Here is a 10,226-nt window from a genome sequence, read left to right as displayed (position 1 = left end):
GCCAAAGATACAGCCCGCGCCCACCGTGACGGTGCACCTCAATCCGCGAACGACGCACCTCAGCCCCGCACCAGCGCCGAGACAACCAACTCAGCTGGGACGCCCGATGGCCGCCGCCATCACACGCACGGCCGAGACCAGGCCGTCGATCAGCTCACCCTGCCGCATCGAACTGAGCGCGGCGGTGACGCCGAGCTGGCAGATGCGGTCGTTGACCCGGTCGGCGACGTCGCGGCCGGAGCGGACCTCGACGGCGCGGTCGTTCGGCGAGACGGCGATGAGCACCGAACGCTCCGGCTCGGGGGTGTTCGGGAAGATCGCGTCGGCACCGCTCGCGGGCTCCGGGCGCAGGTCGCCGATGTACACGGTGAACCGCACCTTGGTCGAGCGGGTGGCCTCGGTGAGCGTGTTGTCCATGATCAGCCGCTCGGTGTCGCTGAACGGCGCCTCCTTGAACACGTCGCCGGACTCGTGCACACCGGACACGCGCCCGCTGCTGGTGACTGCATATCCGCGCGGCAGGTCGGCCTCGACCACCGCGGGCCAGTTAGAACTTGCCACTTGCCCGGCCTCCGATCAGATCCGACGCGGCGGATTCGATGGCCGCATGACTGCCATGCGACCCTGCGGAAATATCGTGACCGAACTTGGTCACCTCGTCGGTCGCGCTCCACAGCACCGGGTCGGCGGTCCACTTGTCACCGAGGTTGTAGTGGACCGGCTTCTCTCCGGGCAGCGGCTTGCCGAGATACGACAATCCGGCGATCACCGCGTAGATCACCAGCGGGATGCCGACAAAGATCAGCACTGTCTCGAGAATGCTCACAGCCCAACGGTAGACGATCCTCCCGACCGGATCGCAGACCGGTGAACGTGTCGCGGTTCCTCACACCAGCCAGACCGCGGCATTCACCGGCAGACGATTGCCGACCAGCGGCGCGCTGGACAGCAGCACCTCCCCCGGCGGCAGCGGAATCGGCTCGTCGGAGGCATTGAGCGCGCAGACCAGACCGCCCGACCGGCGGAACGCCAGGCACCCCGGCGGGCTGCCGTACCAGTCGAGTTCGTCACCGGCGAATTCCGAACGCTCGGCACGCAGGTCGATGGCCGCCCGGTACAGCGACAGCGTCGAGTCCAGCCGCTCGAGCTGCGCCTCCACCGTGTGATCGGACCATTCCGGCGGAATCGGCAACCACGGTGTGCCCGTGGTGAATCCGAAGGGCGGCCGCTGCCCCTCCCACGGCATCGGCACCCGGCAGCCGTCGCGGCCGCGCTCGGTATGCCCGGACCGCTCCCAGGCCGGATCCTGCAGCACCTCGTCGGGCAGGTCGTCCACATTGGGGAGTCCCAGTTCGGACCCGTTGTAGACGAATACCGCTCCGGGAAGCGCCAATTCGAGCATCATCATCGCCCGCGCCCGCTCCACCCCGACACCGCCGCCGCCGTACCGGGTGACCTCGCGCTCGATATCGTGATTGGACAGCGTCCAGGTGGCGCTGGCACCGACCGATGTCACCGACGTCAGCGAATTGTCCACGGCGGCACGAATCTTCGCGGCGTCGAACGGTGTTTCGGCGAGGCGGAAGTTGAAGGCGAGATGCAGTTCGTCGGGACGCACGTACTCGCCGAAGCGGGTGTTGTCCTGCACCCAGACCTCACCGATCGACACCGCGTCCGGGTATTCGTCGAACACCTTGCGCAGGCGGCGGTGGATCTCGTGCACGCCCGGATTGTTGAAGCGCGGATCGTCGTCGTCGTGCTCGAGCATCCGGGTGTCGACGCGCGCCATATCGGGCAGCCCCGGCGGCTTGGCCATGCCGTGCGCCACGTCGATCCGGAAGCCGTCGACCCCGCGGTCGAGCCAGAACCGCAGGGTCTGCTCGAAGTCGGCGGCGATCTCCGGATTGTCCCAGTTCAGGTCGGGCTGTTCGGCGGCGAAGATGTGCAGGTACCACTGTCCGGGGGTGCCGTCGGGCTCGGTCACGCGGGTCCAGGCCGGGCCGCCGAAGATGCTCGGCCAGTTGTTGGGCGGTTCGGCGCCGCCGGGGCCGCGGCCGTCACAGAAGTGGTAGCGCGCGCGTTCGGGGCTGCCCGGCCCGGCGGCCAGCGCGGCGGCGAACCACGGGTGCCGGTCGCTGGTGTGATTGGGCACCAGATCCATGGTGATCTTGATTTCCCGGTCGTGCGCCTCGGCGATCAACTCGTCGAGCACCGCGAGATCGCCGAACAGCGGGTCGATATCGCGCGGATCGCTGACGTCGTAGCCGCCGTCGGCCATCGGCGAGCGCATCACCGGGCAGATCCACAGCGCATCGACGCCCAGTAACTCCAGGTATCCCAGCCGATCTCGCAGGCCGCCGAGATCGCCGACGCCGTCGCCGGTCGTGTCCGCGAAGGAGCGGGGATAAATCTGGTAGAAGACCGCCGAGCGCCACCACGGCGCGGCGGAGGGATCGGTGGACGCCGCATCGGACCCGACCGCCGACGCGGTCCGCTCCCCGGGGGATGAAGGTGTCACAACGGTTAATAGTGCCAAAGATTTCCGGTAAAAGCCGCCCGCGGTGCGCGTGTTGGCGAGAACTAGCTAATCCTCAGCAGGAATCGGACATCCTCCGGTCCGGACGCGGTTTTACGCCATGATCTCAGAACGGCGAGTTGACCAGCGAATTCGCCGCCATCTCCAGGTAATCGAGCAGCGCGCGCCGGTGCTCGTCGTCGAGCACCTCCGGTTCGATCTCGGCGACGGCGATCTGCATGCACCGCAGCCAGGCGTCGCGCTCGATCGGGCCGATGCGGAACGGCATGTGCCGCATGCGCAGTCGCGGATGTCCGCGCTCGTCGGAATAGGTGCGCGGCCCGCCCCAGTACTGCTCCAGGAACATGCGCAGCCAGCGCTCGGCCGGGCCCAGATCCTCCTCGGGATACAGCGGGCGGAGCACCTCGTCGCGGGCCACCTCCCGATAGAAGGCCGCCACCAGGCGTCGGAACGTTTCCGCGCCACCGACCGCCTCGTAGAAGGATGTCGCCGTCTGCTCTCCGGAAGTCATAACACCCGCCAGCATATCTGCGCCCCGCCCGGCTTCCCACCCGCCGCCGCCCGGCAACAAGTCGGCACCCAATCGGAACCGGGGCGTGCTCGGCAGACCCACCGGTTCGGCGGCATCCTGGGATGACCGGCTGAACATCACATTCGACCCGACACACGCATACCGCCCCCGGGTGTAACCCGGCGTTCACGAACACCACAGCCGGAATGTGTCAAATCAGCTGGCAATGGTGACGGTTCCATGGTCAACTGGTTGGCAGTGTCTGACCGGATACCACACGAACGGGACAAATCGAATTCGGGGTTCCCATGAAGCAGCGGCACGGCGCCCGGGCACACGAGGCGCGGACACACCGACAACTCCAGCCCGCCGACGTCCACAATCGTGGGTCGGGGGCTTCTCCGCTGCATGTCCTGTCCGATAAACGTTCCGCTCCGGGTGCGTATCCGCACCGCACCGTCGAGCCCGCTCCGAGCGTCGCCACCTGGGTGAAGCGCCGGGTGTTGCTTCTGAATGCCACCTACGAGCCGCTCACCGCACTGTCCGCGCGCCGCGCCGTCGTGCTCCTGATCTGCGACAAGGCCGACGCCGTCCACCACAATCCCGACGGTCCCGTCGTCCATTCCGCCGGCGCATCGGTCGCCCTGCCGTCGGTGATCCGCCTGCGCAACTACGTCCGCGTGCCCTATCGCGCCCGGGTCCCGATGACCCGCGCGGCGCTGATGCACCGCGACCGGTACCGCTGCGCGTACTGCGGCGGCAAGGCCGAGACGATCGACCACGTCATCCCGCGCAGCCGCGGCGGGCCGCACACCTGGGAGAACTGCGTCGCCTCGTGCGCCCCGTGCAACCACCGCAAGGCCGACAAGCTGCTGGCCGAGCTGGGCTGGACGCTGCACCACCCGATGGTTGCGCCGAAGGGTCCGCACTGGCGCCTGCTGTCGACCACCGCCGAGCTGGACCCGGTGTGGTTGCAGTACCTCGGCGAGGGCGCCGCGTAGCTCAGGCACCCCGCGATTCGGCCAGCCGACGCATCCAGTAGCGAAACCAGTTGTCGCCGAAGGGGATATACACGCGCACCGGCACGCCGCGCGCAACGAGGTCGTCGAGCACCTCCGGCCGCACCCCGAGCAACTGCTCCACCGGTATCGGCCCGAGCGCGGTCAGCAGCGACTCCCGCAGCACGCCGTCCTGGGTGGCCAGCGCGAACGAAGCACCCGCCGCCGCCAGCCGATGTGCCGCGCGCACGAAGGCGATGTCGGTGGGCTCGCCGTAGTGCAGGGCGCGATCGGGTGATTCCAGGTAGGCGCCCTTGACCAGCCGGATGTGGACACCGGCCTCGATCAGGCGTTCCATATCGCCGGGTGTCCGATGCAGATTGGCCTGCACCGTGGCGCCGAGGCGGTCGGCCAGGCCCCGATCGGCTACGTCGAGTACACACTTCAGCACCGCGTCCGCGCGGTCGTAGTCCTCGGCGCCGACCTGGATCCGGCGGCCCTCCGGCAATGTCCGCGCGATCGCCGCGAGATGGTCGGCGCAGGTGGCCGGGTCGATATCGAGGCCGAGGTGGGACAGGTCGACGGCCAGCCACACGTCGTGCGGGAGGCCGGTCAGGTCGTCGGCCAGGCGCAAGTAGTCGTCGGCGACCCGCCCCGCGACCACGCTGTCGTCGACCAGTTCACCGAAATGATCGATGGCGGCGGCCACGCCGCGCGCACCGAGTTCTCCGGCCACACGGACCGCATCGGCCGCCGCCGTCCCCGGCACATACCGCGACGCCGCGCGCCAGGCCAGGGCCTCACCTCGCGGCACGGCCCGAACAACCTGCTCCACAACGTCATTCGTGGCCAGCCGAAACAAAATTGCGCGATCTATCGACATGGTCACATCTTCTCAGTTCTTCGGCTGGGGAGTCGAGTTGCGGCGACCCCAAATAGAGAGCACTGCTCTTGACAGAGATTCGGTAGATGAGGCATGCTTGCCCATAGATAGAGAGCACCGCTCTCTAATGTGAGAGGAGTACACAGAATGTCCGAACTGCATGTCGTCACCGGAGCGGGACCCGTCGGCACCACCGTCGCCGAGCAACTCGCCGCCGCGGGGAAGAACGTCCGCATCCTGACCCGGTCCGGAAGCGGGCCCGAGCACCCCCTGATCGAGCGGCGACGTGTGGATGTCACTCGGCGCGAACAGCTTTCGGCGGCCGTGGACGGCGCGGCGGCGGTGTATCACTGCACGCACGGGTCGAAGTACGAGGCGAAAGCCTGGTGGGCCGAACTGCCCGCGGCCGAGCAGACCGTGCTGGAGGTGGCCGGGCAGGCCGGGGCCGTGGTCGTATTCCCGGAGAGCCTGTACTCCTACGGCCCGGTGACCCGGCCGATGACCGAGACCATGCCCCGCACAGCCGATTTCGGCAAGCCCGCCGTGCGGGTCGCGCTACTGCGGGCGCGCGAGGCGTCGCCGACCCCGACGGTCAGCGTCGCGGCCTCGGATTTCATCGGCCCGCACGTGCGGATGTCGCACGCCGGGGAGCGCATGGTCCCGAATATCCTGGCGGGCAAGACCGTTCAGGTCTTCGGCAAGCCGGACCTGCCGCACTCGTTCACCTATATGCCCGACCTCGCGGCGGCGATGATCACCGCCGCGGCGGACCGCGCGCTGTGGAACTCCTTCCTGCACGCCCCGACCGCTCCCGCCGTGACGATGCGCGAACTCGTCGCCGCCCTGGCCGCGGCCGCGGGCGTGCCCGCCCCGAAGGTGCTGGCGCTGCCCGGCTGGGTCCTCCGCACGGCCGGGCTCGCCAACGGCATGATGCGCGAATTGGCCGAGATGAACTACCAATTCGAGCGCCCCTTCGAACTGGACTCCTCGGCCAGCGAGCGCAGGCTCGGCCTGCGCCCCACACCCATCGACGAGGTAGCCCGCGGCACCGTCGCCTGGTGGAAAACGGTTGTCGCCCAGGGTAACAAGAGCCTCGCCGCATAGCCTGAGCACCGACTGGACGGCGTCGACGGTGCGGAACCGCAGAAGGGCAGGCGCCGCACCGCGAACCGGAACAGCGAGGACCGGACGACGCTGTCCGGTGTCAGAGATGTTCGCTGGCCTGGATGGCCCAGGTGCCGGGCTCGAGGGCCTCGAAGATGTGCGGCCGGTCGCCCGGGTAGCAGATGTAGTCGCCCGGGCCGAGCTCGATCGGGTCGGCGGCCGGGCCGACGAGAGCTCGCCCGGCGGCGAGGATCAGGTGTTCGACCTCGCCGCGCGAATGGGGTTCGGACCGGCGCGGCTGGCCGGGCTCGGCCGAGATCCGGTAGATGTCGCGGCGGGCGTTCGGTGGACTGGCCGCCAGCAGCGCCACCTGATAGTCGGCCTGCGAGGAGGCCAGCACCGGCCCCTCCCCCGCGCGGATCACCTGCACCTGCGGGCGCGGCGGATCGAGCAGGCGGGAGAACGGGATACCCAGCGCCACGCACAGCGCCCACAGGGTCTCGATGCTCGGATTGCCGACGCCCGACTCCAATTGGGACAGTGTGGATTTCGCAACACCGGCACGCCGCGCCACCTCGGTGAGCGACAGGCCGACACGGCCCCGCTCGCGGCGGAGGGCGGCGGCGATGGCCTCCTGCGGGGGCGCGGACTGGGCGGCGTCGTGCTCGGTCATGATGGCTTCAGACAGTACCTCTCCGCATCCGGGGCGAGATTGACGAGTCCACCCGGTTGTGTTCAATATAGTAGTCGTGCGTTCGATATGGCGAACACTCGATCGGAGTGACCTCACCGGTATAGCGACCATCTGCCTGGCGGTCGTGGCCATCGGCGTGTCCTACGGCGCCTCGGCCGTGACCTCCGGAATGCCCGCCTGGCTGCCACTGCTGCTCAGCGTCCTGGTGCTGGCCGGGGGCGCGGAATTCCTGTTCGTCGGGATCATCGCCGCCGGTGGCGGCCTGGTCGCCGCGGTACTGGCGGGGCTGGTGGTCAACGCCCGCCACCTACCGTACGGACTGGCGGTGCCCGACGTCGTGGGCACCGGGTGGCGGCGGCTGATCGGCACGCACGTCATGAACGACGAGTCGGTGGCGCTGGCCCTGGCCGAATCCGATCGCGACCGACGCCGCGCCGCCTTCTGGCTGTGCGGGCTGGGGGTGCTGCTGGCCTGGCCGCTGGGCGCCGTGCTCGGAGTCGCGATCGGCGCCGCGGTCCCCGACCCGGACCGGTTCGGCTTGGACGCGGTCTTCCCGGCGGTGCTGGTGGCACTGGCCCTGCCCGCGATCCGCGGCGACCGGGCGACCCGGCGGGCGACCCTGGTGGGCGCGGCGGTGGCGGCGGGAACCACGCCCTTCCTCGGCGCCGGGCTCCCGGTGCTGCTGGCGCTGCCCGCCGTGCTCCTCGCCCTGGGCCGCACCGAGGACACGACCGCCGATCCCGAACCGGACCGCACGGACGAAGAGCCCTCCCCTACATCAGCCCAGCACGCCGGAATGACGAGCGGGCGTTCACCGGACCCCAGCGAGATCCGAGACTTGCGAGGCGAGAGATCGTGAACACCACCCTGATCGCGGGCGCCCTCGTGCTGGCGGTGGGCACCTACGCCATCCGCTTCGCGGGCCCGGTCCTGCGCCGCCGCATCACCTTTCCCCCGCGCGTCACCCAGCTGCTGGAGGTCGGCTCGGTCGTCCTGCTGGTCGCCCTCGCGGTCATCGAGCTCGTCCCGGCCGGGCACAAGGCCGGATTCGCCCTCCCCGCAGGCGTTCTCGTCGCCGTCATCGTCGCCTGGCGCCGCGCTCCGCTGATCGTGGTCGCCCTCTCGGCCGCGGTCACCACCGCCCTGCTCCGCCTCCTCGGCGTCGCCTGAGCCGGATCGGCAGTCCCGAAATGGCTGATTCGCAGTCATTTCCAGGTCTCACGAGATATTGCGGTACGACTCACCGTGCGACATCAGGCAGGCATGGCCGCGAGTGAACGGCGCGCGGCTTCGACCGTGTCGCCCGGTCGGGAGTTGAAGCTGATGACCGCTTTCGGGGCGAGGCGGTGGACGATATTGATGACGCGTTCGAACAGGAGCAGATTCTCCGGGACGGCCCGGACTCCGGCGCCGATCATCACGCAATCGAAATCGCCTGCGGTGAGGGTGCTTTCGAGTTCGGCCTCGGTGGTGGTATCGAAGTCGAGGACGCATCGCCGGACCGAGAATCCCAGGGACTCCAGCGCGGCGTCGATCTCGGCGCGGGACAGGCGCACCCCGTCGGTGTCCAGATTCGGAATGGCGCTGAAGTCGACCAGCGCCGGATCGATGCCCACCAGCAGGATATGTCGTTCCGCACCCGGGTCCAAAGGTTCCGTCACGCAGCGCAGCCTATGACCTCGAGAGCGCTCGAGGTCAAGATGCTCGGCGCTCCGGACGATCCGTGACGCACGCCGAAACCGCCACTCGCGCTACCAACTCCGACGCACCTCGGCCTTCGGACCTGCCACCAAGCTCTTCGCGGGCACATCCTCGGACACGACCGCACCCGCGGCGACCACCGAGTCACGGCCGATGCTGACCCCGGGCAGGATCGTCGCCCCGGCACCGATCCAGACGTTCTCCGCCACGTCGATCGGTGCACCGGTGAGGAATCGGCGCCGCTCCTCCGGATCCACCGGGTGGCCGACGGTGATGAACGTGGCCTTCGGGCCGATCATCACGCCCTTGCCCAACCGGATACCGGCGTAGTCCAGGAAAGTGCACCCCTGATTGACGAATACGCGCTCGGCCAGGTCCAGGCGCAGCCCGTGATCGGTGTAGAAGGGCGGGTAGATGGTGACCCCCGCCGGGAGCGGACGACCCAGGATCTGTTCGAACAGCGCAGCCCTACCCGATTCGTCGTCGAAGGGCAGGATGTTGAGCCGGGAGGTCAGCGCGGTGATCTCCACAACCCTCTCGTGCATCGCCGTGAACTCGGCCCCGAGGACCCGTTCGCCCTGGGCCAGGAGCTCGGCGTCGTGGATCAGCATGAAGTTGTCGCTCGCCATCCCGTCATCTTGACGCTCGGCGGCTACGCCGTGGTCAGCGGGGCATCAGCGGCACGCTCAGCGACGGCGGGGTGGTCAGCGCGGCATCAACGGCACGGCTCACCGACAGCGCGGTGGTCAGCGGGGCATCAACCGCACGACTCACCGACAGCGCGGTGATCAGCAAGACATCAACGGCACGACTCACCGACAGCGCGGTGATCAGCGCGGCATCAACGGCATGCCGGGGCCGCGGCGGCGGGCGACCGAGCCGTAGCGGGCGTCGAGGCGCAGCCACGTGCGGGTGGTGCGGACGCGGACGATCTCGGTGGGGCTGATACGCCGAGCGTCGGCCTTCTCGCCGGAGTGCGGGATGAAATCCATGGCGGTGAGGGTGAATACGACCCGCATCGGGACCTCGACCTCCTCGCCGCCGCCGGTGACCGTGAGCACGGTCTGCTCCAGCAGCGAGACCGGCGGGCCGAGGCCGCTGCCGTGTTCGGCGGCGACCTCCTGGCCGCGCTCGGCGAGTTCCACCAGGCTGCGCGCGGGGACGTCGTCGACGTGCACGAAACCGGTCGTCGGGGGCAGCGCGGTCCGCCACGAGGAATCCATCGAGAAGCCCAGATCGATCGGACCGCTCGCACCCGGGCCGGTCAGCCCGGACAGCAGCGTGTCCCCGCCGACGGTCACATCGTCGACACCCAGCTCCGCGACCACGGTCCGGACCGCCAAGGCTTCGAAACCCGTTGCCACCCATGCCGATACGTACTGCTCGCCGCGCCGCCGCAATCGGATCACGGCCGCCGGATCCAGCCGCACCGCCCGCGCGGCGAAGGTCGCCAGATTCTCCCGCTCGGCCGGATCGGGCACCCGCAGTGCCCGCTGGTCGGAATGCTCGAAACTCGGCATCATCGCGCCACCACACTCACCTTCCGCACCACCGCGCCCGAACGCTCACCATCGACGGTGCCATCGTCGCAGACGCCGACCACCACCCGTCACGCACCGCACACCGACGACACCGATCCGGTCGATGGAGTCAGTCGGCCTTGCACTGGGCCAGGTATCACGTTCGGGGGTCGTCGGCCTTCCGCTGGCGCAGGCACCTTACGTTCGCGCGCGGTCAGTCAGCCGTCCCCCGGCGCAGGTACTCGCGTACGTGAGCGGCCAGTCAGGCCTTCCACCGAC

14 protein-coding genes are annotated in these 10,226 nt (G+C 69.1%); 4 read left to right on the top strand and 10 right to left on the bottom strand.

Going from position 1 to position 10,226, the window contains the following annotated elements; all coding sequences use genetic code 11:
- Positions 1–90: 90 nt before the first annotated feature.
- The 4 genes from NM1_RS23950 to NM1_RS23935 all read right to left on the bottom strand — a co-directional run bounded on the left by NM1_RS23950 (position 91) and on the right by NM1_RS23935 (position 3,047).
- Positions 91–561, bottom strand: coding sequence for a DUF5130 domain-containing protein (locus tag NM1_RS23950; protein WP_068023922.1), 471 nt, complete (start codon positions 559–561; stop codon positions 91–93).
- Positions 548–826 carry an aa3-type cytochrome oxidase subunit CtaJ gene (gene ctaJ / locus NM1_RS23945; RefSeq protein WP_068023919.1) on the bottom strand — a complete coding sequence of 93 codons (279 nt, stop codon included), beginning with the start codon at positions 824–826 and terminating at the stop codon, positions 548–550. The genes NM1_RS23950 and ctaJ overlap by 14 nt, the downstream gene beginning before the upstream one ends.
- A 60-nt stretch (positions 827–886) precedes the next feature.
- Entirely contained in the window at positions 887–2,410 is a 1,524-nt protein-coding gene (locus tag NM1_RS23940; RefSeq protein WP_373864064.1) for a glycoside hydrolase family 13 protein, read from the bottom strand.
- Between the two features lie 232 nt (positions 2,411–2,642).
- Positions 2,643–3,047 (bottom strand): globin, encoded by a 405-nt coding sequence (locus NM1_RS23935; RefSeq protein WP_068023938.1) that lies wholly within the window; start codon positions 3,045–3,047, stop codon positions 2,643–2,645.
- A gap of 308 nt (positions 3,048–3,355) precedes the next feature.
- On the opposite strand from NM1_RS23935, the gene NM1_RS23930 reads away from it, so the two are divergent.
- The gene (locus NM1_RS23930) at positions 3,356–4,048 is read left to right on the top strand and encodes an HNH endonuclease (RefSeq protein ID WP_246010813.1); all 693 of its coding nucleotides are present in this window, start codon (positions 3,356–3,358) and stop codon (positions 4,046–4,048) included.
- Between the two features lies 1 nt (position 4,049).
- On the opposite strand, the gene NM1_RS23925 is transcribed toward NM1_RS23930, so the two are convergent.
- The gene (locus NM1_RS23925; RefSeq protein ID WP_211339337.1) at positions 4,050–4,859 is read right to left on the bottom strand and encodes a proline dehydrogenase family protein; all 810 of its coding nucleotides are present in this window, start codon (positions 4,857–4,859) and stop codon (positions 4,050–4,052) included.
- 216 nt (positions 4,860–5,075) lie between these two features.
- Here NM1_RS23925 and NM1_RS23920 point away from each other — a divergent pair, with 216 nt between their 5' ends.
- On the top strand, positions 5,076–6,032 hold the full coding sequence (locus NM1_RS23920; RefSeq protein ID WP_068023912.1) for an NAD-dependent epimerase/dehydratase family protein: 957 nt from the start codon (positions 5,076–5,078) through the stop codon (positions 6,030–6,032).
- A gap of 100 nt (positions 6,033–6,132) precedes the next feature.
- On the opposite strand, the gene NM1_RS23915 is transcribed toward NM1_RS23920, so the two are convergent.
- The gene (locus NM1_RS23915; RefSeq protein ID WP_068023908.1) at positions 6,133–6,705 is read right to left on the bottom strand and encodes a helix-turn-helix domain-containing protein; all 573 of its coding nucleotides are present in this window, start codon (positions 6,703–6,705) and stop codon (positions 6,133–6,135) included.
- Between the two features lie 76 nt (positions 6,706–6,781).
- On the opposite strand from NM1_RS23915, the gene NM1_RS23910 reads away from it, so the two are divergent.
- Both NM1_RS23910 and NM1_RS23905 read left to right on the top strand, forming a co-directional pair.
- Positions 6,782–7,585, top strand: coding sequence for an AzlC family ABC transporter permease (locus NM1_RS23910; RefSeq protein WP_084519967.1), 804 nt, complete (start codon positions 6,782–6,784; stop codon positions 7,583–7,585).
- Positions 7,582–7,896: an AzlD domain-containing protein gene (locus NM1_RS23905; protein WP_068023905.1), complete on the top strand. Its 315-nt coding sequence runs from the start codon at positions 7,582–7,584 to the stop codon at positions 7,894–7,896. The genes NM1_RS23910 and NM1_RS23905 overlap by 4 nt, the downstream gene beginning before the upstream one ends.
- 83 nt (positions 7,897–7,979) lie before the next feature.
- On the opposite strand, the gene NM1_RS23900 is transcribed toward NM1_RS23905, so the two are convergent.
- From NM1_RS23900 to NM1_RS23890, 4 genes are all read right to left on the bottom strand, one after another.
- Positions 7,980–8,387 (bottom strand): hypothetical protein, encoded by a 408-nt coding sequence (locus NM1_RS23900; protein ID WP_147288871.1) that lies wholly within the window; start codon positions 8,385–8,387, stop codon positions 7,980–7,982.
- A gap of 90 nt (positions 8,388–8,477) precedes the next feature.
- The gene (locus tag NM1_RS23895) at positions 8,478–9,056 is read right to left on the bottom strand and encodes a sugar O-acetyltransferase (protein WP_084519965.1); all 579 of its coding nucleotides are present in this window, start codon (positions 9,054–9,056) and stop codon (positions 8,478–8,480) included.
- A gap of 34 nt (positions 9,057–9,090) precedes the next feature.
- Positions 9,091–9,243, bottom strand: coding sequence for a hypothetical protein (locus tag NM1_RS42470; RefSeq protein WP_157124000.1), 153 nt, complete (start codon positions 9,241–9,243; stop codon positions 9,091–9,093).
- Between the two features lie 14 nt (positions 9,244–9,257).
- Complete coding sequence (locus NM1_RS23890; protein WP_246010814.1) at positions 9,258–9,950, bottom strand: DUF8010 domain-containing protein; 693 nt, start codon at positions 9,948–9,950, stop codon at positions 9,258–9,260.
- Between the last annotated feature and the right edge of the window lie 276 nt (positions 9,951–10,226).

This window comes from Nocardia mexicana NBRC 108244 (assembly GCF_001613165.1).
Lineage (GTDB): Bacteria > Actinomycetota > Actinomycetes > Mycobacteriales > Mycobacteriaceae > Nocardia > Nocardia mexicana.
Note: the sequence above shows the minus strand (reverse complement) of the source record. Positions and strands in the feature narration are given on the sequence as shown.

Coding starts and splice junctions, on each gene's coding strand:
- NM1_RS23935 (WP_068023938.1), bottom strand. CDS start 3,047: ATGACTTCCGGAGAGCAGACGGCGACATCCTTCTACGAGGCGGTCGGT.
- NM1_RS23930 (WP_246010813.1), top strand. CDS start 3,356: ATGAAGCAGCGGCACGGCGCCCGGGCACACGAGGCGCGGACACACCGA.
- NM1_RS23920 (WP_068023912.1), top strand. CDS start 5,076: ATGTCCGAACTGCATGTCGTCACCGGAGCGGGACCCGTCGGCACCACC.
- NM1_RS23915 (WP_068023908.1), bottom strand. CDS start 6,705: ATGACCGAGCACGACGCCGCCCAGTCCGCGCCCCCGCAGGAGGCCATC.
- NM1_RS23895 (WP_084519965.1), bottom strand. CDS start 9,056: ATGGCGAGCGACAACTTCATGCTGATCCACGACGCCGAGCTCCTGGCC.
- NM1_RS23890 (WP_246010814.1), bottom strand. CDS start 9,950: ATGATGCCGAGTTTCGAGCATTCCGACCAGCGGGCACTGCGGGTGCCC.